Annotated in this window: 23 protein-coding genes; 13 read left to right on the top strand and 10 right to left on the bottom strand. The window is 66.2% G+C overall.

What is annotated here, in order from left to right:
* Positions 1-43: 43 nt before the first annotated feature.
* Both ASD21_RS02890 and ASD21_RS02885 read right to left on the bottom strand, forming a co-directional pair.
* Positions 44-4234: a translocation/assembly module TamB domain-containing protein gene (locus ASD21_RS02890; RefSeq protein ID WP_056436512.1), complete on the bottom strand. Its 4191-nt coding sequence runs from the start codon at positions 4232-4234 to the stop codon at positions 44-46.
* Positions 4231-6015, bottom strand: coding sequence for an autotransporter assembly complex protein TamA (locus tag ASD21_RS02885; RefSeq protein ID WP_442856939.1), 1785 nt, complete (start codon positions 6013-6015; stop codon positions 4231-4233). Before ASD21_RS02885 ends, ASD21_RS02890 begins: the two co-directional genes overlap by 4 nt.
* A 257-nt stretch (positions 6016-6272) precedes the next feature.
* Between ASD21_RS02885 and ASD21_RS02880 the strand changes: the two genes are divergently transcribed.
* The 4 genes from ASD21_RS02880 to ASD21_RS02865 all read left to right on the top strand — a co-directional run bounded on the left by ASD21_RS02880 (position 6273) and on the right by ASD21_RS02865 (position 11019).
* On the top strand, positions 6273-7796 hold the full coding sequence (locus ASD21_RS02880; protein WP_156390699.1) for a circularly permuted type 2 ATP-grasp protein: 1524 nt from the start codon (positions 6273-6275) through the stop codon (positions 7794-7796).
* Between the two features lie 34 nt (positions 7797-7830).
* Positions 7831-8766: an alpha-E domain-containing protein gene (locus ASD21_RS02875; RefSeq protein WP_056436501.1), complete on the top strand. Its 936-nt coding sequence runs from the start codon at positions 7831-7833 to the stop codon at positions 8764-8766.
* A 25-nt stretch (positions 8767-8791) separates the two neighbouring features.
* Complete coding sequence (locus tag ASD21_RS02870; RefSeq protein WP_056436498.1) at positions 8792-9778, top strand: transglutaminase family protein; 987 nt, start codon at positions 8792-8794, stop codon at positions 9776-9778.
* 62 nt (positions 9779-9840) lie between these two features.
* Entirely contained in the window at positions 9841-11019 is a 1179-nt protein-coding gene (locus ASD21_RS02865) for a DUF418 domain-containing protein (protein WP_056436495.1), read from the top strand.
* Positions 11020-11031: 12 nt separating this feature from the next.
* On the opposite strand, the gene ASD21_RS02860 is transcribed toward ASD21_RS02865, so the two are convergent.
* The 5 genes from ASD21_RS02860 to ASD21_RS02840 form a co-directional block, all read right to left on the bottom strand.
* The gene (locus ASD21_RS02860) at positions 11032-12051 is read right to left on the bottom strand and encodes a sulfate/molybdate ABC transporter ATP-binding protein (RefSeq protein ID WP_056436492.1); all 1020 of its coding nucleotides are present in this window, start codon (positions 12049-12051) and stop codon (positions 11032-11034) included.
* Between the two features lie 24 nt (positions 12052-12075).
* A complete protein-coding gene (gene cysW, locus ASD21_RS02855) occupies positions 12076-12939 on the bottom strand; it encodes a sulfate ABC transporter permease subunit CysW (RefSeq protein WP_156398279.1) in 864 nt (287 codons plus the stop codon).
* Complete coding sequence (gene cysT / locus ASD21_RS02850) at positions 12936-13820, bottom strand: sulfate ABC transporter permease subunit CysT (RefSeq protein ID WP_056436808.1); 885 nt, start codon at positions 13818-13820, stop codon at positions 12936-12938. The genes cysW and cysT overlap by 4 nt, the downstream gene beginning before the upstream one ends.
* A gap of 332 nt (positions 13821-14152) precedes the next feature.
* The gene (locus tag ASD21_RS02845; RefSeq protein WP_082554602.1) at positions 14153-15994 is read right to left on the bottom strand and encodes a recombinase family protein; all 1842 of its coding nucleotides are present in this window, start codon (positions 15992-15994) and stop codon (positions 14153-14155) included.
* Between the two features lie 378 nt (positions 15995-16372).
* Entirely contained in the window at positions 16373-16930 is a 558-nt protein-coding gene (locus ASD21_RS02840; RefSeq protein ID WP_156398270.1) for a hypothetical protein, read from the bottom strand.
* Between the two features lie 97 nt (positions 16931-17027).
* Here ASD21_RS02840 and ASD21_RS02835 point away from each other — a divergent pair, with 97 nt between their 5' ends.
* Together ASD21_RS02835 and ASD21_RS23770 are read left to right on the top strand one after the other, a co-directional pair.
* A complete protein-coding gene (locus ASD21_RS02835) occupies positions 17028-17270 on the top strand; it encodes a helix-turn-helix domain-containing protein (RefSeq protein WP_056436484.1) in 243 nt (80 codons plus the stop codon).
* 421 nt (positions 17271-17691) lie between these two features.
* A complete protein-coding gene (locus tag ASD21_RS23770) occupies positions 17692-18498 on the top strand; it encodes a hypothetical protein (RefSeq protein WP_156398269.1) in 807 nt (268 codons plus the stop codon).
* Between the two features lie 116 nt (positions 18499-18614).
* Here the strand turns inward: ASD21_RS23770 and ASD21_RS23765 are convergent, their stop codons facing one another.
* Together ASD21_RS23765 and ASD21_RS02830 are read right to left on the bottom strand one after the other, a co-directional pair.
* Positions 18615-18827, bottom strand: a complete 213-nt coding sequence (locus tag ASD21_RS23765) for a hypothetical protein (RefSeq protein WP_156398268.1) — start codon at positions 18825-18827, stop codon at positions 18615-18617.
* 408 nt (positions 18828-19235) lie between these two features.
* Complete coding sequence (locus tag ASD21_RS02830) at positions 19236-19556, bottom strand: hypothetical protein (RefSeq protein WP_056436481.1); 321 nt, start codon at positions 19554-19556, stop codon at positions 19236-19238.
* Between the two features lie 173 nt (positions 19557-19729).
* Here ASD21_RS02830 and ASD21_RS23760 point away from each other — a divergent pair, with 173 nt between their 5' ends.
* The 4 genes from ASD21_RS23760 to ASD21_RS02815 are packed head-to-tail and all read left to right on the top strand — an operon-like array spanning position 19730 to position 21105.
* Entirely contained in the window at positions 19730-19894 is a 165-nt protein-coding gene (locus ASD21_RS23760) for a hypothetical protein (RefSeq protein ID WP_156398267.1), read from the top strand.
* Positions 19895-20086, top strand: a complete 192-nt coding sequence (locus ASD21_RS02825) for a DUF3606 domain-containing protein (RefSeq protein WP_056436478.1) — start codon at positions 19895-19897, stop codon at positions 20084-20086.
* Positions 20087-20112: 26 nt separating this feature from the next.
* Positions 20113-20514: a hypothetical protein gene (locus ASD21_RS02820; protein ID WP_056436475.1), complete on the top strand. Its 402-nt coding sequence runs from the start codon at positions 20113-20115 to the stop codon at positions 20512-20514.
* A 3-nt stretch (positions 20515-20517) separates the two neighbouring features.
* Positions 20518-21105, top strand: coding sequence for an SOS response-associated peptidase family protein (locus ASD21_RS02815; RefSeq protein WP_056436472.1), 588 nt, complete (start codon positions 20518-20520; stop codon positions 21103-21105).
* A gap of 239 nt (positions 21106-21344) precedes the next feature.
* Here the strand turns inward: ASD21_RS02815 and ASD21_RS02810 are convergent, their stop codons facing one another.
* Positions 21345-22055, bottom strand: a complete 711-nt coding sequence (locus tag ASD21_RS02810) for a hypothetical protein (RefSeq protein WP_056436470.1) — start codon at positions 22053-22055, stop codon at positions 21345-21347.
* A gap of 59 nt (positions 22056-22114) precedes the next feature.
* Here ASD21_RS02810 and ASD21_RS02805 point away from each other — a divergent pair, with 59 nt between their 5' ends.
* The 3 genes from ASD21_RS02805 to ASD21_RS25005 all read left to right on the top strand — a co-directional run bounded on the left by ASD21_RS02805 (position 22115) and on the right by ASD21_RS25005 (position 24073).
* Positions 22115-22678 (top strand): hypothetical protein, encoded by a 564-nt coding sequence (locus ASD21_RS02805; RefSeq protein ID WP_056436468.1) that lies wholly within the window; start codon positions 22115-22117, stop codon positions 22676-22678.
* A 393-nt stretch (positions 22679-23071) separates the two neighbouring features.
* Positions 23072-23674 (top strand): hypothetical protein, encoded by a 603-nt coding sequence (locus ASD21_RS02800; RefSeq protein WP_156398266.1) that lies wholly within the window; start codon positions 23072-23074, stop codon positions 23672-23674.
* Positions 23675-23938: 264 nt separating this feature from the next.
* The gene (locus ASD21_RS25005) at positions 23939-24073 is read left to right on the top strand and encodes a hypothetical protein (RefSeq protein WP_268761054.1); all 135 of its coding nucleotides are present in this window, start codon (positions 23939-23941) and stop codon (positions 24071-24073) included.
* Positions 24074-24130 lie beyond the last annotated feature (57 nt).

Genomic DNA, 24130 nt, shown 5'->3' with positions numbered 1-24130 from the left:
GCCGTCATGTCCGGGTTCGCGGCGCGGAACGGACGGAAGCGGATTAGTTGTAGTCCTTTCGCCAGCGAACCGAAAGCTGGGCGTCGCCCTGGCTGCCGAGCTTGGAGACCAGCGACAGCGCCCGCCGGACACGCCACTCCACCTGGGCCGAGGGCCCTTCCCGGCCGCCGCCAATGATCTCGACATAGACGTCGTCGGTCACGTACTTGCCGCCGGCCACGGTCATGCCCGCGGCGCTGTCGGCGAAGGACAGCCGGTCCAGCCTGGCCAGGTTGCGCAGGTTGCCCATCACGTCGAAGCCGCCGCCGCCGGCCAGGGCCGCCAGGGCCGAGGCCAGCTGCGCGGCCTCGATCGGGGTCAGGTTGGCGGCCGACGAGCCGAACAGCACCTGCGACAGCACCTCGTCCTGAGGCAGTTCCGGCTTGGAGGTCAGGGTGATTTCCGGCTTGGCGGCGGTGCCCTCAACCTTGACCACGGCGGTCAGGGCCGGGTCCTCGCGCACCGCGGTCAGGTCCAGCCGGACGCGGTCCAGCTGGGTGGCCAGGCGCACCGTGCCGGTCTCCTCGAACTCGAAGCGCTTGCCGGCGAAATCGTATTCGCCGCGCACCACCCGCGCCTCGCCGTCCAGAATCGGGCTGTTGGTCGAACCGCCGACATGGGCGTTCAGCGACAGCTCCACGTCCAGGCCCCGGCCCCGCACGAAGATCCGCCGCGGAGCGGTCAGGGTGACATCCAGCAGCATGCCGCTGCCCGGCGCGACCTTGCGGACCTCGATGCCCTGATCCATCTCGTCCGGGCGATTGCGCTCGATCACGTCCAGGGAGACCACGCCAGCCGGGGTCTTGGTCTGGGCCGAGACGTCGGCCCGGTCGATGGTCAGGGCGCCGACCATCTTGACCTTGCCGTCGGCCCCGCGATTGACCGTGGTCTGGCCGCTGGCCGCGGCCGTGGCCAGCTCGTTGTCGATGACCCGGAAACCCTTCAGGTCGAGCTTGAAGCTGCCCAGCCCCCCGCGCATCAGGCTGATCCGACCCGAGCCCGACATCGTTCCGCCCTGCCCGTCGCCCGCGGACACCTGGCTGACGTCGATGGCGTTGTCGGCCAGGGCCACGCGCACGATGACATCGCGCAGACTGAGGCCGGTCTGACCGTCGTCGACCCGGCCGCCCTCCAGGCTGGCGCGGCCGGTCAGGCGCGGATCGGCCAGGGTGCCGGCCAGCTCGCCCTCGGCGTCGATCTTGCCCGACACGCTGCGCTCGGAGCTGCCCAGCAGGTCCCACAGCGGCTTGATCTCGCCCTGGGCCGCGAACTGGCCGCGCACCGGCCGCCGACGATCGATCGCCAGGTGGAACGGCTTGGCCGAGGCCTCGGTCGGCAGCGTCACCTCGGCCTTGGCCTGCAGGCCCTGGCTGTTGGAGCTGCTGGCGTTGATGGTCATCAGGTTGTCGCGCAGAACGCCGCGGATCTCGGCGTTCAGCGAGCGGTCGGTGCGCGAGCCGCGTTCGCGGGCCCCGATCAGGTTGGCGTCGAACTCGCCGGTCAGGGTCGGGCCCGACCCGCTGAGCGTCACATGGGCGTCGACCTTGCCGGCCATGTCGGGATTGAGCGCGGTCAGGCTGACGCCGGTCAGCTGCGCCCGGAGCGTGGCCAGGTCTCCGCCCACGTCGGCGTCGAGATCGGCCGCGCCGTCGCCGACCGACAGCCGCAGGCGGGCCCCGGTGCGCGGGCCGCCGAACCGGATCTGGGCGGCCTCCCGGGTCTTGACCTCGGTGCGCGCCATGGCTCCGGCGGCGTCGAGGGCCAGCAGGTATTCCGGACCAGACTGAGTCAGCACGCCCGAACCGTTCAAATTCCAGTGACCGGACGGGGCCTCGCCCCGCGCGCCGATCGTCAGGGGCAGACGGGCCATCGGGCCGGAGGCCTTCACCGCCGCGTGCCGGACCTTCCACGCCCCGTCGACGATGTCGTCGACGGCCAGGTCGAGCTGCGCCACCGGTCCGGCCGCGCTGTCGGTGATCTTGGCCGTGCCGGCGACCCGCCCCTGGGTGAGGAACGCGCCAGGCCCGATCGCCAACGTCAGGTCGGCCGTGGCCGGACGACCGCTGCGCAGGGAAACCGCGCCCTTGGCCTTGGCCCCGCCGGCGTCGACGTCCAGGTCGGAAAGCTCCAGCCCGCCGGTCGCGAAATTGAAGGCCGTGCGCCCCTTGGCCGGGCCGTACTTGCTGCCGGCCTCGATCGACGCCGTGCCGTCGCCGCCGTCGGGACGCTTGGCGAAGGACAGCACCACGTGGGCGTCCTTCAGCGGCAGGCGCGGCACGTCGATGGAGTCGAAGTCGGCGATCAGGTCGGCCTTGGGCGCCGACAGGGTTCCGGTCACGGCCCCCGTCCCCTTGGCCTTGCCGGCAACCTCGACCGGGCCGGCGACGAAGGGCCCCGTGGCGGACCAGTCCAGCTTGAAGGCCAGGGCCGTGGCCGGGCCGAGCACGCCGGAAGACCGCACCGACGCGGCCGTGCCATCCAGCTTGGCGTCGGCGATCGACAGCCGCTCGTTGGCCCAGGAGCCGCGGGCCTCGAGACGCGGCGTCTTGCCCAGCAAGCGGTCCAGTTCCGGCAGGCCGGTGGCGAAATTGCCGCCGCGCGCGTCGGCGGCCAGCATCCAGGGCTTGCCGACGCCCTGGCTGGCCGACCATCTCACGCTCGCCTGTCCCGCCATCCCGGCGTGGATCGGGGCCAGCGAAGCGACCTTGGCCTCACCCTTGAAGGACAGGCCGCCGAGAACGCCGCGCTCGCCTTGGGCGACGACGGCCAGATTCGGGGCCTGGACCTTCGCCGAGCGGATCAGGAAGCGGCCGTCCTTCAACCGCGTCCCCTCGAACTGGGCCGAGGGAGAGCGTCCGAGCACGGCCAGCAGACCCTGCCCGCCGCCGCCCTCGGTCGTGGCCTCGGCCTTGATGCTCAGTTCGCCGCGTTTCCAGCCGACGGTCGCCGGTCCCTTGGCGCGCGCCAAACGATAGCCCAGCCAGGAAAGATCCCGGACGTCGAGGCGGCCGTCGACCAGGAAGCCGTCGCCGGTCAGATGGAAGACCCCGTCCGCGACGCCCGCCCCCAGGGTCGGCAGCGGCGTGACGCGGGAGAGATTTCCGATCTTGGCGGAGAAGGTCAGGCCGGCGGGGGCGGTGATCCGCTTGCCCAGATCGGCGGGGCCGTGAGCGGCCAGGACCAGGTTCTGGCTGTCGATCTTCAGGTCGAGATCGCTGAACGCCCCGGCCTTGCGGCCGACGATCGAAAAGCGGGCGTCGGCGCCGAACATCCGCTCCTCGCGGTCGGTCAAGGTCGAAGCCGCGAGGTCGATATGGCCGGCCGCCGAACCGCCCTGCGGGGTCCAGGCGCCGCCAGCCTTCAGCGGCGTGGCGTCGCCGGACCGAGCCAGGACGGTGAACGCGCCCTGGCTGGTGGTCCCGTGGGCCTTGGCGTTCAGATCGAAGGGCCGGTCGGGCGACAGGCCCATCGCCCCGGCCAGGGCCCCGCCATTGGCCTCCTGGGCCTCGGCGTCCAGCAACAGGGTCTTGTCGCGACCAAGGTCGAAGACCAGCTTCAGGTGGTCGCCGACGTGCATGCGGCTAAGCGCCCGCAGATTGCCCTTCTGGCCGCCCAGCCTCGCGGACTCGTAATCGCCGCTCAGGTCGAAGTCGCCGGCCTGGCGGCTGAACGCGGGCCGAGTGATCAGGCGCAGGGCGACATGGTCAAGGTCCACCGACAGCGGCGCGGCGCTGGACTTGCCCTTGGGGGTCAGGGTCGGACGGCGCAGCACGACGACCTGGCGGGCGGTGATCTTGTCGGCGTGGAAGCGGCGGTAGAACAGCTCGGCCGGCCGCCAGTCGACATAGAGGTCGGCGGCCTCCAGCCAGACGCCCTTCTCGTCGCTGATCGTCAGGCGACGAACGCCGAACGCGTTCCAGATGTCGCCCGTCAGGCCTTCGATCTTCAGGCGGCCGATGCGGCCCAGTTTCAGGCCGCTGGTGCGGGCCTCCAGGAAGGCGCGGCCCTGCGGAGTGATCGCGCCGAAGCGCACGCCGCCCAACAGCACGGCGATCAGCACCACCAGGCTCACCGAAACGATGATGATCAGGCCCGGCCAGCCGATCTTGCGCGCGACCTTGGTCGCCGCCTCGGCGACGACTTCCGGCATGTCCTCGGGCGGCGGCCCGCCAGGTGGTTCTTGGGCGTCGGTCAAAAGGCCTGCCCGATGCTGATATAGACCTGGAACGCCGGATCGCCCTCGCGCTTGCTGATCGGCACGGCGATGTCGGCCCGGATCGGTCCGAAGCCCAGGTCGTAGCGCACGCCGACCCCGACGCCCACGCCGAAATCATCGCCGCCCGGCCACTTGTCGACGCCCACCCCGCCTGCGTCGACAAAGGCCACGGCGCCCCAACGGTCGGTGAACTTGTGGCGCAGCTCGATCGAGGATTCCAGCAACGACAGGCCGCCCTGGGGCGTGGTGGTGTTGTCGATCCGCGGACCGATGGCCTGGTAGGCATAGCCGCGCACCGAACCGCCGCCGCCGGCGTAGAGCCGCTTGGAGGCCGGCACCTCGGGCATGGTTCCGCCGACGATCTGCCCGGCCTTGAACCGCCCAGCCAGCACGGTGCGCGCGCCCTGGCCGAACGGCAGGTAGGCCGACGTCTGGGCCTGAATCTTCAGGAAGGCCATGGTCAGGTCGCCGGTAATGGCGGTGGGCTCGGCCCGCACATCCAGCCGCCAGCCCTTGGTCGGGTCCAGCACGTTGTCGGATCGGTCCCAGGCCTGGGCGCCCAGCAGGGTGAGGGTGGCGAAGTTCTGCTCGACCCGGGTGGTCGCGCCGTTGGTGGTGAGGGGTGAATCGACCTGCGACAGGTCCAGCGAGACGCCGTAGGTCCGATAGACGGTCGTGCGCAGCTTTCGGGTCAGGTCCGCGCCGATGTGGGCGCCGGTTTCGACATAGGCGTCGGTGTCGTCGTGGAAGATGGCGGTGTTGAGCTTCAGGGTCTGCTGGCTGCGCCGCCAATGCGGCAGGGCCAGCTCGGCTTCCAGACGACTGTCCACCCTGGCCAGCCGCGCCGACAGGGTCGTGGTGTCAGCCCGATGAAAGCGATTGTAGTGGATCCACTTGGCGTCCGCGCCCGGCCCGTCGGTGGTCGAATAGCTGGCGGCCAGCTCCACGGTCCTGGCCTTGCGGTCGGACACGGTCACGATCACCGGCCGCAGCCCGTCGGGCAGCGCCTTGTCCTTGGGGGCCAGCGAGACCGAGACGGTGTCGTAGACCCCGGTGTCCCGCAACCGGCGCTCCAGTTCGGCGATATCGTCGGGCTCGTAGATGTCTCCGGACGTCCACGGGGCCAGATGCTTGATCCAGGCGGGGTTCGATCGCCCCTGGGTCACCACCTGGATCCCGTCGACATGGGTCAGGTCGCCCGCCGCGATGTGGAACACCGGACGGACCGTGTGATCGGCGTGATCGACCACCACCTCGCGCGGCTCGGCGGCGGCGTCGGCATAGCCCAGCTGCTGAACCTGGGAGACGACGCGCCCCTCGGCCGCCAGCACCTCGACGGCCCGGCCAGGCGCGCCCGGCGTCAGGCGGATGACGCTTTCGGCCCGCTTGACGACTCCCTCGTCCGGCTCGGGTCCGCTCCAGGCCAGCCTGGGGTCGGCGATCACGAAAACCGGACCGGGGGTGATCTTGAGAATCGCGCGCGGCGGCTCGGCTTCCGAGACATCGGGTTCGACGACATAGGCGTAGTAGCCCTCCGAGCGCAGCACGGCGACGGCGTCGTCGCCGGCGTCCCTGGCGCGGCGGCGGGCCTCCGAACGGCTGCGCGGCGGCGCCTTGGCTTCGGTCATGGCGCGCTGGATCGCTTCACGCAGCGCCTTGTCCTCGACGCCGGTGACGATGGCCGCGGGCTCGGCCGCATTGGCGTGGCCGGCGGCCAACAGGGCCGCCGTGGTCATGCCGAGGACAGATCTCTTACGCACCAAGCCTTCCAGTCCCCGCGCGCAGCGTCCCTGAACCCCTGTAGTCGCCCCCCCGCCGACTGTCACGCGGTGAAATTCCGGAACCGCTTCAGCGCCCGGCTCCTTCGATCATCAGGAGGGCGCCCAAATGTTGAGCAGTCCCGCGCATCGGATCATCGCGAGCCGAAAAGCACCGCTTCCGGACTTCGCGCGTTCTAGGCTGGATCGGGACGCGCCGCCTCAATCCGGCGCGCAGGGTGGACAAAGTGGACACGGGCGTGGCGGCGAAAATCCAGGACATCGACGATACTCCCAGCCTCCCGATGACCGGTGCGGCCTATCTGCCCGGCGCGCCTTACGACGAGATGATCGCCCAGGGCGGCGACGTGCGGACCCACTACGCGGCGCTGCAGAGCCGAATCTCCACGCTCGGGGCCAGCGAACTGGCGGACCGGCAGCGGATGCTCGAGCGCTCGTTCCTGCTGCAAGGCATCACCTTCACCGTCTACGGAGCCGACAGCGCCACCGAGCGGATCATCCCGACCGACCTTTTCCCCCGCATCCTGCCGGCCCAGGAATGGGCCAAGATCGAGGCCGGCCTGACCCAGCGCCTGCAGGCGCTGAATATGTTCCTGGCCGACATCTACGGCGAACAGCAGATCCTGATGGACGGGGTGGTGCCGCGCGAGCTGGTGCTGGGCGCGCCCTCGTACCGTCGCGAGATGCAGAACCTCTATGTGCCGCACAAGGCCTACGCCAATGTCTGCGGCAGCGACCTGATCCGCGGCCCGGACGGCGAGTTCGCCGTGCTGGAAGACAACCTGCGCGTGCCGTCCGGCGTGTCCTACATGCTGGCCAACCGCGACGCCTCCAAGCGCACCTTCCCCAGCGCCTATCGCGAGGCCGGGGTGCGGCCGGTCGAGCGCTATCCCGACCTGCTGCTGGCCACGCTCAAGAGCATGAGCGCCGACTGGCGCTCCAATCCGCAGGTCGTCGTGCTGACCCCCGGCGTCTACAACTCGGCCTATTACGAGCACGCCTATCTGGCGCGCCTGATGGGGGTGCCGCTGGTCGAGGGCCGCGATCTGGTGGTCCATGACAACATGATCTACATGCGCACCACGACCGGCCTGCGCCGCGTGGACGTGATCTACCGGCGGGTCGACGATGACTTCATCGATCCCCTCACCTTCCGGCGCGATTCATCGCTGGGCGCTGCGGGGCTGTTCAACGCCTATCGGGCCGGCAACGTGGTGATCTGCAACGCGCCGGGCACCGGGGTGGCCGACGACAAGGCGGTTTACGCCTTCGTGCCCGACATCGTCCGCTACTATCTCGGCGAGGATCCGATCCTGCCGAACATCGAGACCTTCCTGTGCCGCGAGCCGGCTCAGCTGAGCCACGTGCTGGACAATCTGGACAAGCTGGTGGTCAAGGCGGTGGGCGCTTCGGGCGGTTACGGCATGCTTGTGGGGCCCCACGCCTCGGCCAGGGAGCGGTCGGAGTTCGCCGACGCCCTGAAGGCCGACCCGGCCAACTACATCGCCCAGCCGACCATCCAGCTGTCGACCGCCCCTTGCCTGGTGGACGGCCGGATCGAGCCCCGCCACGTCGACCTGCGGCCCTTCATCCTGTCGGGCGAGAAAACCGTCGTCACCCCCGGCGCCCTGACCCGCGTGGCGCTGAAGCGCGGCTCGCTGGTGGTCAATTCCAGCCAGGGCGGCGGGTCGAAGGACACCTGGGTGCTGGCCGAGGAGAACGGCCACAACGGCAACGGCCATGAAAAGGGAGCCGGCCAATGATGCTCGCACTCTCCTTCAACAAGAGGTCGCTCGCATGATGCTCGCTCGGGTCGCCGACAGCCTCTACTGGCTGGGCCGCTACATTGAACGCGCCGAGCACCTGTCGCGGCTGTCGACGGTGATGCTGAACGCCACCCTCGACCAGACCGATACCGGCGCCGAGGCCGTGCGGATCGCCCTGTCCGCCGTGGGCGAGACCGAACTGGCGGCCGGCGCCTTCGAGGCGGCCAACGGCCTGGTCCTGGACCGCTCCGATCCCAACTCCGTTGTCTCGTCGCTGTCGAGGGCCCGGGAGAACGCCCGCCAGGTCCGCGACCAGATCACGACCGAGACCTGGGAGCGGCTGAACCTGCTGTACCTGAAGGTCATCGACCGCAACGCCGGCCGCGAGTTCGCCGACAATTCGGTTACCTTCCTGCACGACATCATCGCCGACGTGCACCTGTTCAAGGGCGCGGCCGACACCACGATGAGCCACGGCGAGAGCTGGCGCTTCATGATGGTGGGTATGTATCTGGAGCGAGCCCAGCTGATCGCCAGCCTGCTGGAGGCCTGCTTCGCCGAGGACAGCCCCAAGGTCAACGACCACCTGGCCCTGGTCAGCCTGCTGCGGATGGGCTGCGCGCTGGAGCCCTATCTGCGGGTCTACACCGCCGAGATCGAGCCGCGGCACATCCTGGAGTTCATGGTCTTCGACGAGGACTTCCCGCGCTCGATCCGCTTCGCCACCAGCCAGATCGAGAAGCATCTCAGCGAACTGGCCCGCCACGTCGAGGCCACCGGCCGCGCGGCCCCCGAACGGCTGGCCGGCCGGCTGAAGGCCCGGTTGGAGTTCGCCGACGTCGGCGAGCTGGAGAGCCAGGGCGCGGGCGAACTTCTGACCACCGTCGCCAACGAATGCGCCCGCATCCACCAGGCGATCTACGAGACCTTCGTCGCCTATCCGCTGGAAATGCGCCTCCCCGCCTAGGGAGGACCGCTTAGGAAGATCGCCCGTGCTGCTCGAGATCCGCCACGTCACCCAGTACCATTACGAGCGGCCCGTCCGCGAAAGCCTGATGGAGCTGTGGATGCAGCCCCAGAAGGGCGCGCGCCAGCGGCTGGTCAGCTTCGAACTGGACATCGAACCCGCCGCCCAGGTGTTCTCCTACGCCGACAGCTTCGGCAACGCCGTCTACCATTTCGACGTGCCCCAGCCGCACGACGGCCTGACGATCATCGCCCGCTCGGCCGTCGAGACCGAGCCGGTGCACGAATGGCCTCTGCCGCTGGACATGGGCGAGTGGGAGCGGCTGAAGAGCGCGTTCGTGCGGGGCGAATGCTTCGACTATCTCCAGCCCCACGGCTTCGTCCAGATGACGTCCGCCCTGGAGACCTTCATCCTCGAGCAGGACATCGATTCCCTGCGTCGCCGCGATCCGTTCTCGGCGGCCCAGGCCCTGTGCGACACGATCTACAAGGCGTTCGAATACCAGCCGGGGGTCACCGACGCCGACAGCCCGATCGACCTGGCGTTGGAGGCCGGACGCGGGGTCTGCCAGGACTTCGCCCACATCATGCTGGCGGTCTGCCGCGCCTGGGGCATCCCGGCCCGCTACGTCTCAGGCTACCTGTTCACCGACCGCGAGGCCGGCGACCGCTCCGACCCCGACGCGACCCACGCCTGGGTCGAGGTGTTCCTGCCCAGCTATCGATGGGTGGGGTTCGACCCGACCAACAATGTCATGACCGGCGAGCGCCACGTCGCCGTGGCCGTGGGCCGCGACTACAGCGACGTCACCCCGTCGCGGGGCGTCTACAAGGGCGATTCCGAGAGCCACCTGGCGGTCGGGGTGTCCGTGCGCCGGGCCCGGGCGGCGGTGGCCGAGCCCGAGTTCCTGCGCCTGCCCCGCCCCTCGGCCCCGTTCGGCTCGGCCAACCGTCGCCGGGCCAGCGCCGACGCCATCCGCGAACAGCAGCAGCGCCAGCAGCAACAGCAGTAGACCTCCGAGGGCGACGCACCCTAGGTTAGCGCTAACACAGCGACGACCTGGGGAGGGCGCGAATGTCAGAAGGGCCGAACGGGGCGTCGCCGCGCCTCGCGATCGTGGACGGCTTGCGGGGCTACGCCCTGATGGGCCTGTTCCTGGTCCACATGCTGGAATATTTCGAGCTCTACTGGGCTCACCCGGTCACCAACCCCGTGACCACGGCGGTCTTCACCCTGTTCATGGGCAAGACCTTCTCGCTGCTGGCCCTCTGTTTCGGCTTCAGCTTCTTCGTGATGATGGACGGCGCCGCGCGTCGGGGCCAGCCGTTCGCCGGCCGGTTCGCCTGGCGCCTGACGCTGCTGGCGGGGATCGGCCTGCTGCACGGCCTGGTCTATCGCGGCGACATCATCGTGGTGCTGGCCCTGGCCGGCTTCGTCCTGATCCCGTTCGACAAGGTCCGGTCCAACCGCGTCCTGCTGACCGTGGCCGCGCTCTGCTTCCTGCAGCCCTACATCCTGCTGTGGATCGCGGCGGGCGCCGCCGGCGCGCCCTGGGCGCTGAAGTCGCCGCACTACTTCACCGACCCCGCTATGGCCACCTATCTGACCGGCGACGTCGGCCAGGTGTTCCGCGCCAATCTCTGGGACGGCCAGGTCAACAAGTGGTGGTTCTTCATCGAGACCGGCCGCTGCGTGCAGGTGCTGGGCCTGTTCCTGATCGGACTGGTGCTGGGCCGGATCGGCTTCTTCGCCGATCCTGGACGCTTCCGCCGGGGCCGCGTGGTCGCCCTGGTCGCCGTCGCCCTGGTCGCCGCCGTTTGTCACGTGCTGAAAGCCAAGACCGCAGGCCACGACAGCGGCCCGGTGTTCTGGACCAACACGCTGGTCGGCGGCTGGTTCGACCTGTCGTGCATGGCCGCGTCGGTGCTGATCTTCGTCCAGTTGTGGCGCGTCGGCGGCGAGCGGGTTTTGCGGGTCCTGGTCCCGGTCGGGCGAATGACCCTGACCCTCTATGTCGGACAGTCGTTGGTCTTCATCCCGCTGTTCTATCCGCTGGGCCTGGGCCTTTACGAACGGATGACCCCGTCCCTGGCCCTGGGGATCGGCGTGGCCGCCGTGGCGGTGCAGCTGTTGCTGGCCGCGGCCTGGTTCAAGGCCTTCCACTACGGTCCGCTGGAGTGGCTGTGGCGGTGCGGGACGCGGCTGTCGTTCGACATCCCGTTCCGGCGCAAGCCGGAGCCGAAGCCGGTCTAGAGCGGCCAGTCCTTAGAGCGAATAGACGTGGCTCCTGCGGGCCGCGATCTTGATGGCGCCGGCGAACCGGGCCGCTTCGGCGCGCGAGGCGCTGATCTCGATGTGGCGGCCGTCGGCGGTCGTGGCGGACACGGCGGTCAGGGCGCCCTGCACATGGGCCCGGACGACCCGGACCTCGAAGCCGCCGTCGTCCAGCGCGAAGTCGTGCGGCCGCACGAACGCCACGGCCGGGCCGTCGCCGGCGCCGTTGGCCGCGAACGACAGCGCGCCGGAGGTGAAGCGCCCGCCGGAGACCGTCCCCTCGAAGCGGTTGGCCTCGCCCACGAAGCCGCAGACGAACGGCGTGGCGGGGTTGTCGTGCACCTCGTCCGGCGTGCCGATCTGCTCGATGCGGCCGGCGTTGAGGATCGCGACCCTGTCGGCGAGGCCAAGCGCCTCTTCCTGGTCGTGGGTGACGAAGATGGTGGTGACGCCGGTGGCGTCGTGGACGCGGCGCAGCTCCTTGCGCAGCGACTTGCGGACGGTGGCGTCCAGGGCGCCGAACGGCTCGTCCAGCAGCAGCACGCTGGGCTGCACGGCCAGGGCGCGCGACAGGGCCACGCGCTGGCGCTGGCCGCCCGACAGCTGCGAGGGGTAGCGCTTGCCCAGGCCCTCCAGCTCGACCAGATTCAGCAGCTCCTCGACGCGGCGGGCGATCTCGGCCTTGGGCGGCTTGTCCTTGCCCTTGCGGACGTCCAGGCCGAACGCGATGTTGCGGGCCACGGTCATGTGCTTGAACAGCGCGTATTGCTGGAACACGAAGCCGACGCGGCGGGCGGCGGCCGAGGCGAAGGTCACGTCCTGGCCCTCGAACAGCACCTGGCCGGCGTCGGGGAACTCCAGGCCGGCGATGGTGCGCAGCAGGGTCGTCTTGCCCGAGCCCGACGGGCCCAGCAGCGCCACGAGCTCGCCGTCGGCGATCTCCAGATCGACGTGGTTCAGGGCCGGATAGCGCCCGAACTTCTTTTCGACGGAACGGATGGAGATGGTCATGGGAGTGTCTTCGTTCCGGTCAATCTAGTGTCCGCCGCCGCGCTTGACGTCGGGTTGGGCGATCTCGAGCAGGCTCTTGAGCACCAGGGTCACGATCGCCAGCAGGCAAAGCAAGGCGGCGACGGCGAAGGCGGCGACGAAGTCGTACTCGTTGTACAGAATCTCGACGTGCAGCGGCATGGTGTTGGTCAGGCCGCGGATGTGGCCGCTGACCACCGAGACGGCGCCGAACTCGCCCATGGCCCGGGCGTTGCACAGCAGCACCCCGTACAGCAGGCCCCAACGCACGTTGGGCGCGGTCACCCGCCAGAAGGTGTAGAGGCCCGAGGCGCCCATCGAGACGGCGGCCTCCTCCTCCGACACGCCCTGCTCCTGCATCAGCGGGATCAGCTCACGGGCGATGAACGGGAAGGTCACGAAGATCGTCGCCAGCACGATGCCCGGCACGGCGAAGATGATCTTGACGTCGTGGTCGACCAGGCGGTCGCCGAACCAGCCCTGCAGGCCGAAGACCAGCACGTAGATCAGGCCCGCCACCACCGGCGACACCGAGAACGGCAGGTCGATCAGGGTGATCAGCAGCGGCTTGCCGGGAAACTCGTGCTTGGCGATCGCCCAGGCGGCGCACAGGCCGAACACGGCGTTGAACGGCACCGCGATGCCGGCGGTGATCAGGGTCAGCTTGATCGCCGCCCAGGCGTCCGGCGTCGAGATCGCCTCGATGGCGGGGGCCAGGCCCTTGCGCAGCGCCTCGGCGAACACCGCCGCCAGGGGCAGGATCAGCACCAGGCCCAGGAAGGCCAGGACCAGGCCGATGACCACGGCCTTGGCCCAGGCCGGGTCGTCGGTCGGGTGGCGGAACTGCGCCTTGGTCGGGGCGGCCATCAGACGAATCTCCGCGACCAGGCCTGGATGGCGTTGATGACCAGCAACATCAGGAACGAGACGCCCAGCATGACCAGGGCGATGGCCGCGGCGTTGGCGTATTCGAACTGCTCCAGCTGGATGATGATCAGCAGCGGCGCGATCTCGGACTTGTAGGGCATGTTGCCGGCGATGAAGATCACCGAGCCGTATTCGCCGACGCCCCGGGCGAAGGCCAGGGCGAAGCCGGTCAGCCACGCCGGGCCCAGGGCCGGCAGGATGATCCGGGCGATGGTGGCGACGCGGTCCGCGCCCAGGCTGGCCGCGGCCTCTTCGACATCCGCGGAGAGGTCGCGCATCACCGGCTCCAGGGTGCGGACCACGAACGGCAGGCCGATGAAGATCAGGGCGATGGTGACGCCGATCGGGTTGTAGGCCGCCTTGATCCCGAGCGGCGTCAGGTACTGCCCGACCCAGCCGTTGGGGGCGTAGAGCGTGGCCAGGGCGATGCCGGCCACGGCGGTCGGCAGGGCGAACGGCAGGTCGACCAGGGCGTTGACCACGGCCTTGCCGGGAAACTCGTAGCGCACCAGGGCCCAGGTGGTCAGCACGCCGAACACCCCGTTGATCACCGCCGCCACGAAGGCCGCGCCGAAGGTCAGGCGATAGGCGGCCAGGGCGCGCTCGGAGAAGGCGGCGGCGACGAACTCCCCCGGCGACAGCGCCGAGGCCTTGATGGCCACCGCCGACAGCGGGATCAGCACGATCAGCGACAGGATCGTCAGGGTCACGCCCAGGGTCAAGCCAAAGCCCGGGATCGCCGAGCGCCGGCGGAACAGCGGCCGTCTTGGTCCCCTGTTCGCGGACGAAGGGCGTGGGCGCGCGGAAATCGTCTCGGCGGTCATCGGGTGATCGTCCAGCATCCGCGTCGGCTCCTGGAACGGAGCCATGAAAACAAGAACGCGCCAAGCCGGGAAATCGGCGAAGGCGTGGTGAAGCTGAGGCGGCTTAAATCCCTACACGGCCGGTCGGGTCAATTGAGTTCGTCGAAGGCGGTGGACAGAAAAACTGTGGGACTGAATCAGCGGCTCACGCACTTGCCCCCTACGGGTCGCTTCGCGACCGTCTTCCCCCACAGGGGGAAGAAGAAGACGCGCGTCCTCCGCCCCCTGTGGGGGCGGACAGACCGCGAAGCGGTCAGGTCGGGGCAAGTGCTCACCGGCACGACCTCTCGTCCTCACGCGGAAGCCCGCTGAGCTGATGGGGAGGGTGCGAAGCGCCCGGGCCTCGCCCGGAGGATTTTCGCGTGGAGCCGTTGTTCGGGAGCGGTCCGGCAGGCAGGGGTCTTAGCCCTTCTCCGGACGCTTTCGCTCGCGCCCCCGACGGGCGGGCCAGGGCGACGAACCCCGGTCCCGGACCGGTCACTCGCGGGAACCGACAGACCGTCCCCGGCGGCCCTCAGGAAAAGCGTCGCGGGGCTGCGAAACCCGACTTCCTTGTCCTCCGCCCAGGCCAGCACGGTCTCCAGATCGCCAAATAGCCGAACATCCGCCTCCCCGCGCCGCCCGGTCGGCGTGACCACGACTTTCTCAATTAGGGCACGCAGCGCCGTTGCCGCCTCGGTGCGGTCGGCCGGGTTGTTCAGCGCCTCGACCAATCGCTCGACCTTGCGGCGGTAAAGCTCGGCGACATTGGGGTGAACGTCCGGCACGTCGCGCGGGGCTTCGGCCAGGGTGCGTTCGATGGTCTCGACCTCGGCGTCCAGGCTCTTCAGGCGCTCCATGAGGGGGCGGGTGTAACCACCATCCTCAATGGCCGACACTATGCCCGCGATGGCCTTCCTGGCCTTCTCGAGCCGCAACCGGTCGGCCGTTTCGTTGGCCCTGCGATGGTGGTTGAGGCGGTTGGTCTCCTCGATGAACGCCCGCATGGCCTCAGCCATGACCTCGGGCGCCATCAAACGCTCCCTGAGGCCGACGAGAACGCGGGCTTCCAAGCTGTCGCTGCGAACTGCGCTGGCGTTGGTGCAGCCCTGGCCCTTGATGTGGGCGACGCAAGCCAAGCGGTTGTTCCCGCGCTTGGCCACCGTGCCGCCGCACAGGCCACAGGTGATCAGGCCGGAAAGCAGGGTCTGGGGGCGGCGGCTGGTGGCGGCTGCCTGGAAGCTCTGCGCGCCCCTGGCGACGGCGTCTCGATAGGCCCTGGCATGGTGCTCCTGGCGGGCCTTGGCGGCGTTCCAGAGGTCATCGTCGATGATCCGCAGATGCGGTGCCTGGGCATAGACCCATTCACTCTGCGGGTTCACGCGATGACGGGCGCGGCCGGTGTCGGGATTACGCACGTCCCGGCGCCGGTTCCAGACCATCTGCCCGATATAGAAGTGGTTGTTGAGGATGCCCGACTGGATCGACAGATGGCCCCGGATGGTCATCTCACCCCAGGCCCGACCTCGGGGCGAGGCGACGCCCTCGGCGTTCAGCTCGATGCAAATCTGGCGCGGGCTCTTGCCGGCGACATAGTCGCGGAAGATCCGGCGCACGATGTCGGCTTCATAGGGGATGATCTCCCGCTCGCCGGTCGTCACCTTCCCCGCTACATCGATCTCGCGAACGACCTTGTAGCCGTAGGAGTTGCCGCCCGCGACCTTGCCAGCTTCCACGCGGCCCCGGTTTCCCCGATGGGTCTTGGCCGCCAGATCCTTGAGGAACAGCGCATTCATCGTGCCCTTGAGGCCGACATGCAGCTCGGAGACCTCGCCCTCTGACAGGGTGACAATCGGCACGCCCGCAAACCGTAGGCGCTTGAAGAGCCCGGCGATGTCCTCCTGATCGCGGCTGAGTCGGTCCATGGCCTCGGCCAGGACCACATCGAACTCACCGGCCAGGGCGTCGCGGAGCAAGGCCTGAACGCCAGGGCGGAGGATGACTGTCGAGCCTGAGATGGCGGCGTCGGAATAGGTGCTCACCACCCGCCAGTCCTGCTTGTCGGCGTGCAGGCGACAGATGCGGACCTGATCTTCGATCGAATGGGCGCTTTGCTTGTCGTCGGAATAGCGGGCGTAGATGGCCACGCGGGTCATGACGATCTCCTAGGCTAGCCCTGGTCGGTCTCCGATCGCGGGCGTTGGTCGTTGGCGGGCGCAAAGCTGCGCTGGAACTCCTCGCGTGCGATCTGGCGGCCGATCAAGCGGGCCAGGGCCAGAACCGCGTCTTGCTGCGGCGAAACCGTACCTACAGCGTAGGCGGCCGATCAAGCGGGCCAGGGCCAGAACCGCGTCTTGCTGCGGCGAAACCGTACCTACAGCGTAGAGAGCGGCGTCTTCGTTGGCAGGGCGGAAGCGTTGGAGCGCGGGGCGCGTGTCGTCGGTCATGGCGGGCGATTCCTGACGAGCGAAACGCCAAGCCTCGATCCAGACCCGCAAGGCCTCAACGACGGTTAGAGCGCGGCTCACCCGCTTTCACTCCCGTCCGGTACGGATCGACCAATCAATCCAGCCCTCAAGCACCAGGGGGCGATGACAGTCGGGGCAACGCATATTTGCCAGATCGCGGGCCGCGCCAGCGATGAGGTGATGGGCCTCTTCGTGGTCTTCGGGATCAACCGCCCTGGCGGCCACCGCGATCTTGGCGGCGACGCCGGTCGGGTCGTTGGCGGCGACCTTGGGCAGCTCCGCCAACAGCTTCTCTCGCTGTTCAAACAGGGTGGCGAGCGTCCGGTCGATGTCGGCCATCTCGCGGCCCTTGGGGTGGGCCAGTTGCTCTTCTTTCGACATCTTGAACCAGCCGGGCAGCGCGAAGGCCTCGCCTTCCAGATCACCCCAGCGGCGCACCAAGCGGCCGACCCGGATGTCGATGGCGACGAAGCTAGCGCAGCTGACGATGAGGCCGTCCGCCGCTGAGGCTTCACTGCCCGCGTTTGCTAGAACGGGCGCGGCGGTAGCAGCGCTGATAACAGATCGTCTGGTGAGGTCAGGCAGGCGCACGTCTTCGCCGCCCGTCTTTCGACGCGAGCCCATAGCGAACATCCCGGTTCAGTGGTTATCATTTTCATATCATTCCGAGTCGACCAAATCAACACAAAACGATTACGAAAGATCATAAAGTGATAATTCCATGCTGACAGCCGAGCAAATCAAGGCTGCGCGCGCTCTGGTGGATTGGAGTCAGCCTCAGCTTGCTGGGGCGTCGGGGCTGTCCATGCCCACCATCCGCCGCATGGAAGGGCCGCTTGGTCCGGGTCGCAGCACGGCGGCAAACGTCGATGCCGTACGTAAGGCGCTAGAGGACGCGGGCGTCGTGTTCATGGAAGCGGGAGAGCTGAAGCCGGGTGGCCCAGGCGTGCGCCTCAAAGCCTAGATCGCGGTGAAGCCGCAGGCGCCTCGCGCCTGTTTCGGCTTAAACCGCATGCCGAGCCCTGGCCGGGCGGCAAGCTGACGGTCAAGGGTGCGCAAAGCGCATCGCCGTAGGCGACGGCGTAGCCGCCCTTGAGGGGCAGATTGACGTCCGGCACCTACGGCCGAGCCGCGAGGCACTGACAGAAATTTCGAGGGGCGGGCAAGCTCCCGCTATTTACGAGAGGGCCTCGTTCTCTTCATCTAAGTCACCCCGCTAGCTCGACAGCTTCTACAATCTTATCACGCTTGGGAGCCTTGCGCTCTGGCAGCGGCTAGCGCTCCCTCAGCGGGGCGCACGCTTGCGCAAATACACGTTCAAGCTTAGCTGTTTACAGCGAGCGATCTGCATTCGCCAGACGCGCGCTGCTTCGAAGGAGGGTCATATGCCCCCTGTCCGCCCGTACGGGCCAAAGAAGGCGCGGCCTCTCACCGGCTCACGCGCCAGCATCTTCAGTATGAAATTTATGGTTGAAGGATTTTCAATAATTCTTGCGGCCGGATTCATTATATCGATCGTATTAAATTCGTTAATTTTTCTGATGTGGGGAATTTCCTTCGCTCAGGTATCAACCACAAATGATGTTATAAATTCTGGATTACAATTAACCGCTTTGCTTGCGGCTTGCAGTGCAACCTATTTTACTTCGATATCTATCGGACTAAAGAGAGATACTAAAGCTCGCAACAGATTGAAATCTGCGGTCATAGTCGTAATGATCATCGTAACCGGATTTGCACTCTGGGTCGATGGCGTTGATATTCAATTCATCGCTAGATCTAAGGAGATAGATTTATCAGTAGCGCAACTTATAATAGCGGCTCATCGAATTGGCGCGATAATCACTGTATTTACAATCCTTGTGTCCACTTCGATTCTTTCGGGACTTGAAGATTGCGAGTCAAATGCATTTCGTGAAAAGCGAACCCACTTCGCCGCCGCAGTGGCCGTCTTGCTTGTTTCTCTATTAATTGTTTCAGTTACGGCGTCTGTGGGCTATCTCGGCGGCGGATATTTTCTCCGCCCGCCGAATATTCCTAACTTCTGCGACGGAGAGGTGCTTTGGGTGGGCGAACGTGCGATCGTAGCGCGATGTAAGCCTAACGACCGACCGATGGTCCTACTTGCGCCAGAGAATGCAATCATCATACCCATTGGGGTCCATGAGCAGACTGCATCTGACGTACGGTGAAACCGCGATCGATTACGCAGGCATCACCTCTGAGATGGCCTGCTCTCCTGATGCTTGCCGCTCGCTTGGGCGTCGCCGCGTAGTTCGCTGAGAACCGAAAGCAGCCAATCGCCGGACTACATCTGAGCGTCGGTGTCGATCAGGCCGTCGCGACCACGTGCGCCGCACAGGCTGCACCGCAGCTTGGAGCGGATTGTGTGAGGCTGCGTGGCTGCGCCAAGGTTCACGATCGCCTTTTCACGAGACCAAGCCTGACGATTGCCGCAACGCCGACAGGTGATCGTGAGCGGGCCTTTGATCCGCTGAAGGGTCGGCCAGATGATCGCCATGGGCTACCGCCTCGGCGCCCGTCGGCCATAACCGAGGGGCGTCGGATCAATTCCAGCGTCCAGAAGGGTATTGATCAGATCCCAGGACCGACGCGCCATGTCGCCCGGCTCCAGCACGCCGGAAAAGCTCATAATGGGCGAGCGACCGGGGCATCTAGCACATACGGCGCGCGCCTGGATCTCGTTCATCGTCATGCCAAGGCAGCGACGCGCGCGACCCAGCATGATGTCACGCCCCCATGTCTTGGTGGAGCCGCAGTACTGGCAGCGAAATTCAATCTCCCAGCCGCGCTCCAGCGCATCGACGAGGCGTCGGCTGGCGAAAGCAGGGTCAAGTCGAGCCGCCTTCTCGCGGTCACGGGCGCTAGGTTCAGGCATCGGTCAGAGCGTCCAGAACGCACCTGACGGTCACTCGTACAGGGCGGAGGCGGAGCGCATCTTCAGGCCGGATTCCTTGAGCGAGCCGGGCCACACCTCAAAGCGGGCGTGACGTCGCCCGCACGGACAACGCAGGCGGCCGGAAAACTCTGACATGCTGAGGAAGGCCAGCCCCCTGAGCAACCAGGCCTCCGCGTCAAACGAGGTGACCTCCCCGCAGGCGCAATAGGCGCGCAAGTGCCGGTCCTCGCCGACACATTCAGCGAGGGGTTCATCGTTTGCGTCGAACGGAATGAAGATGGGGCTGAAGGCGTGCGTCGTCGGACGCTGCAAAGCGCTTGGGGTGGGCATGGGGAAACTCCGATGTTCCTTAAATGTTCTCTTTTTGACGAAACGAGTCAACGAGAGTCCGGCATCGCCTCGATCGTCTCTGTGGAGGGCGTGTTGATCGTTTGAGCGTGGCGGCAGACGCGCTGGGAACATCACCGGGCGGTCCACGCTTCTCCTGTCCAAGGAGATCATCGATGACCGACAAACCGATCGAAGACCTGGCCGACGCCGTGAAGGCAAACCCCGATCCCAAACTCGAAGACCAAGGCGACATCGCCGCCGACGACGCGGGCGCGACGGCCATCGCCGAGCGGGTCACGAAGTCCGCTGGCGTTCAAGGCGAAGAGGGAGACGAATAGATGGCCGACAATCTCTCGGATCGTGGCGCGCAGGACCGCGCCCGCATCAACGTGAATGAGCCGCACGAGGTGGCCTACTGGACCGAAAAGTTCGGCGTCAGCGCCGACGTGCTGCGCAACACCGTCACCGACGTGGGCGTCTCGGCCGACGCCGTCGAGCTGGCCTTGAAGGATCGGCGCGACAAGGTCTAGCCTGCGCATAGGGGGAGAAGGGCCGAATGTCCGATTTCGTCTATATGGCCGATCCGGCAACCCGCGAGGTTACGCGGCGCCATCGTGACGGCGCGGCCTTCGCCGCCTTTGGCCAGCCACACCCGCTGGCCTTCTGGAGCCGCCACCCGAACGTCGATCGGATCATTGAAGGCGACGGCGCCTCCGATGGTGAGATCGAGGTTCGGGTCTGGCTAAAGGAGGGCTTTGCCAGCGAACGGACAGAGACGCCGCTCGGCCCTCGGCCCGGCGACGACCCGGACTATCAGTTCGCAGGCCCTGGATTGATGGGAGACGCCTTCTGGGGGCATCACCCCGACGTCGCCTATGCGGAGGTGTTGAACTTCCTGGGCGACGACTCTCTCGACCAGGACTCCTGGCGGGTAACGATCTGGCTCAAGGACGCTTGATCGATGTGCAACCTCTACAGCCTCAAGACCGGCGACCTCTTCGCGACCTGGGCGAAGGTGTTGAAGCTCCCGGTGGTCTGGGAGGGGCAAGCTTCGAATTTCGAGCCACGTCCCGAGATCAAGATGACGGAGGCCGCGCCGATCGTGCGGCACGTCGGCGACAACGCTGTGGTATCCATGACCAAGTGGGGATGGCCAGGACCCAAGGGACCGGTCTTCAATTTCCGGTCTGACGACCGCGATTTCTCCAAGACCGATCGGGTCCTGATCCCGGCCGACGCCTTCTATGAGTTCACAGCGCCCCAGCCCGGTCAGAAGCGCAAGACGCGGTGGAAGTTCACGATGGTGGACAACCCGCTGTTCTGGGTCGCGGGCATTGTGAAGAACGATTGCTGGACCATGCTGACGACCGGGCCTGGGCCAGACATCACGGCCTACCATGACCGGCAAATCGTGCTGCTCTCAGCGAGCGAGGGCCGCGACTGGTTGGATCTAACGCGGCCACAGCGGGAAATCCTGTCGCCTTCGCCGGCCGGGACGCTCGAAGTCGTCCGTGATTTCCCGCCAGAGCCAGCGGACCTTTTCAGCTAGAAAATTCCTTACCGCTCAAGCGCTTAGCTCCGCATGGCGCCAATATAGCGCCATTCTCAGAGGCATAGCGCCATCAGGGCGCACCGAAAAACGATGTGCAGACAATGACTTACGGAGACACCCCGCTTGGGTGGCGCCGTTGCTTTATCTTGCCTTAGTATTTTGGGTGGTGAAACGGTCTCTCTCTCGGCTCGCCTACGACCGTGCTCCCTCCTGCCCGCGCCCAGGGCGCCCAGGGTTCAGCTCATCCGTTGCAGGATTTTCCTCACTCGCAGGACGTCGCCGTCGCTCATCTTCTGGACGCGTCCATCTAGGCTTGGCCGACCGTTGATCAGGCCTTTGCGAATACCATCGGGGGCGTAGGGCTGTCTGTCGAGCTTCGTTACAAACGCGGTCCCAAAGATGAAAGTGGTCCAGATCACGCGCTCATAATACCTGCCCTTGGTGGGCGGGAACGCAAAGGACCTATTCTTTATAAGCGGGTGGTGCATGGCGAAGCACAGGGTGTCGGGCGCCTGGCTGATGTCACCGCCGAACGTGATGTCCCGCAACACTGTCTCCCAGGGCCCGATGTCCACCGTCTTGGCCTCAATGCGGGTTGATTGGTGGTAACGCCACACAATCGAGCAGGCGAAACGTACCAGCTTCTCTGTGTCCGCAGGGGAGCGGCGATACCAGCCAAGGCGCTTTTCCTCGTCGGTCAGCTCGAAAGACCGCAAGAATTCTATGGCATCGTTCTCATAGGTGTTGATGAAGGCCTCGTGAGCGTCGCAGAGGAAGTAGTCGAACACCCCTGACTGGCTGAGGATTTTGCCGTCACGCTCGCCCGAACCAATCCAGAAATTCTTGTCCTCTCCTCGGATGGCCCTGCCAACAGCGGCCGGTATCAGATGCGACCGCACTGTCTTCGGATCGCCGCAGATCACGCAGGGGCGCTTCGTCGTGGCCATGGCTGTCCAGCATCGGTCGGAGCTATCTAAGATGTCCCGCCCTAGCTTAAGCTGCGCGCATGAAAGCGTCACTGACAACTGCCGACTATGCCCTGATCGTCAGCCTGTTCTCGGTGGCGATTTCCCTGGCCAGCTTTGTCTGGAATGTCTGGTCTAAGTTCATTTACCCGAAGGGCGACGTGCGTGTGTCGTTCCACCAGGCCACAATCACAGGCCCAGGGATCGAGCCCGAAAACAGGCCCATGTTCATGTGCGTGTCGGCCAGCAACTACGGCCCATCCGAGGTGGAGTTCTACTCGGTCATCTGCATCCACAGGGAAGGGCTATTCAAGACTACCTTCTCTCTTCTCCAGCCCATCAACGACATCAACGAGATGCCGTACCGCTCAACGGGTCCGTTTGGTGGTGGCCTGCCCAAGCAACTCAAAATCGGCGATCGATGGAGCGTCTATTTTCCATGGACCCAGAACGCGGTCGCACGCGGCCGCTTGCTGAAAATTGGGATCGCCGACAACTTCAACCGGCGTCACTGGGCGCCGCGCGGCGAGGTGAAAAAGGTTAAGGCCGCGCTTGAGAAGCAGTTTGGCCATATCCCTTATGTGAACCCTCACGTCGCCCAATAGGTGGTGGACAATGTCGCGACCTTCTCCGTGATCTGCGCCTGACGAAACCGCGAAGGCATCGGCAAGAGCGTCGCCAAGACCGCGCACCATGCAAACCCAGCTCACCGTCCAGGTCATCGACAGGCGCTCGCCAATAGAATCGTCTGCCGTTCCAGCACTGGGACGTTGATGGCGAGCCTCAATCGGGGCCGGACGGTCGTCGCAACGACGCATGTCAGCAGGGATTAAATTCGTCCACCGGAAACACCTAGCTTGTGGATCAATTCCCCGTCACGCCACAAGCCACGGATTCAGTTAGGAAAAACAGGAAGCTTTGCCTTACGTGGTGTGATGTGATCATGATTTGTTCCAAGCGTGACCATACGTGATTGCGTTAACCCATGTTGCGACCATTTGTCGATCGTGGCATTCAAGGGCATGGATACGGTCGCAAACATCAAAGCTCGGCTCGAAGAGAAGCGAGCCAGCCTCGCGAAACTGGATCGTCAGAGGGACACCCTCCTGACCGAAATCCGCGTCTTTCAAGAAGTGCTGGAGATGATTGGCGGCAAATCGGCTGCTGAGGTAGCTGCAGCTGACCCTGCGACCGCCGTCAATGCGACTAGGGAAGCAGAGGCGCGACTAGTCCAGGCTCACAGCCAACACGCTGTTCGTCCCCGACCTCTGAAGCTTCGAAAGGGACTGTCATCCCACTGGAAAGCCATCCTGGGCTTTGCGTCGGCTCGATACCCGGCCACGTTCACTTACGACGATGTGGTCAAGTTCGCTTCGCTTGAGGGCGTGATCATGACGAAGGCTGCCGCTCGAACGAAGATGATGAACTTCGTGGGCGTCAACTATGTCGAGCGTGTCGAGGACGGCATTTTCCGTATGACGGAACGCGGTGCGACTGTCGCTGGGACACGCCTCGGCGCGCCGAAAGAAATTCCCCTGCAATTGCATCCGGTTGGAGCGCCCACTGGCGACGATGACCATGACGATGGAGAGGTAATTTAAAGAATGATGGCCACGGCGCGCGAACGCGACATGGCCATCATCTGAAGTTTCGAGTGTGCAGCGTGACAGCTTCCTACGGCGACGCACGCTGCACAGAACCGCGTGAACAAGGAGTGCAAAGGTGACTTCACACACCGAATTCAGAAGACTGTAGCCCCTGAAAAGGGGTTCCAGCCGCAGTCCGCGGGGACCCTCAATGGGGTCTCCACGGCCTGCGTGTTAGCCCAATGGGCTGGTTTTGTCCAACACAGCAGGGAGGCCGTCATGGCCCGTAAGCAAACCTCTCAACCCGTAAGCAGCCTCGCCGCCAAGGTGCTGGCCGGCAAGCCCGCCAGTCGCTCCGAACAGATGCGGCTGGCCGGCTCCGTCCTCTCCCAAGACGAGAAGCGCGGGAAGTAAGTGTTCAGGGTACGTGGCCCCGCTTTGGCGGGGCCACGTATTCCGCAATGGATGCCA

Origin of the sequence: Caulobacter sp. Root1455, assembly GCF_001426905.1 — a bacterium.
Lineage (GTDB): Bacteria > Pseudomonadota > Alphaproteobacteria > Caulobacterales > Caulobacteraceae > Caulobacter.
Note: the sequence above shows the minus strand (reverse complement) of the source record. Positions and strands in the feature narration are given on the sequence as shown.

Coding starts and splice junctions, on each gene's coding strand:
- cysT (WP_056436808.1), bottom strand. CDS start 13,820: ATGACCGCCGAGACGATTTCCGCGCGCCCACGCCCTTCGTCCGCGAAC.
- ASD21_RS02865 (WP_056436495.1), top strand. CDS start 9,841: ATGTCAGAAGGGCCGAACGGGGCGTCGCCGCGCCTCGCGATCGTGGAC.
- ASD21_RS02810 (WP_056436470.1), bottom strand. CDS start 22,055: ATGGCCACGACGAAGCGCCCCTGCGTGATCTGCGGCGATCCGAAGACA.
- ASD21_RS25005 (WP_268761054.1), top strand. CDS start 23,939: ATGGCCCGTAAGCAAACCTCTCAACCCGTAAGCAGCCTCGCCGCCAAG.
- ASD21_RS02875 (WP_056436501.1), top strand. CDS start 7,831: ATGATGCTCGCTCGGGTCGCCGACAGCCTCTACTGGCTGGGCCGCTAC.
- ASD21_RS02815 (WP_056436472.1), top strand. CDS start 20,518: ATGTGCAACCTCTACAGCCTCAAGACCGGCGACCTCTTCGCGACCTGG.
- ASD21_RS02805 (WP_056436468.1), top strand. CDS start 22,115: ATGAAAGCGTCACTGACAACTGCCGACTATGCCCTGATCGTCAGCCTG.
- ASD21_RS02860 (WP_056436492.1), bottom strand. CDS start 12,051: ATGACCATCTCCATCCGTTCCGTCGAAAAGAAGTTCGGGCGCTATCCG.
- ASD21_RS02840 (WP_156398270.1), bottom strand. CDS start 16,930: ATGGGCTCGCGTCGAAAGACGGGCGGCGAAGACGTGCGCCTGCCTGAC.
- ASD21_RS02830 (WP_056436481.1), bottom strand. CDS start 19,556: ATGCCCACCCCAAGCGCTTTGCAGCGTCCGACGACGCACGCCTTCAGC.
- ASD21_RS23770 (WP_156398269.1), top strand. CDS start 17,692: ATGCCCCCTGTCCGCCCGTACGGGCCAAAGAAGGCGCGGCCTCTCACC.
- ASD21_RS02835 (WP_056436484.1), top strand. CDS start 17,028: ATGCTGACAGCCGAGCAAATCAAGGCTGCGCGCGCTCTGGTGGATTGG.
- ASD21_RS02820 (WP_056436475.1), top strand. CDS start 20,113: ATGTCCGATTTCGTCTATATGGCCGATCCGGCAACCCGCGAGGTTACG.
- ASD21_RS02825 (WP_056436478.1), top strand. CDS start 19,895: ATGGCCGACAATCTCTCGGATCGTGGCGCGCAGGACCGCGCCCGCATC.
- ASD21_RS23765 (WP_156398268.1), bottom strand. CDS start 18,827: ATGGCGATCATCTGGCCGACCCTTCAGCGGATCAAAGGCCCGCTCACG.
- ASD21_RS02845 (WP_082554602.1), bottom strand. CDS start 15,994: ATGACCCGCGTGGCCATCTACGCCCGCTATTCCGACGACAAGCAAAGC.
- ASD21_RS23760 (WP_156398267.1), top strand. CDS start 19,730: ATGACCGACAAACCGATCGAAGACCTGGCCGACGCCGTGAAGGCAAAC.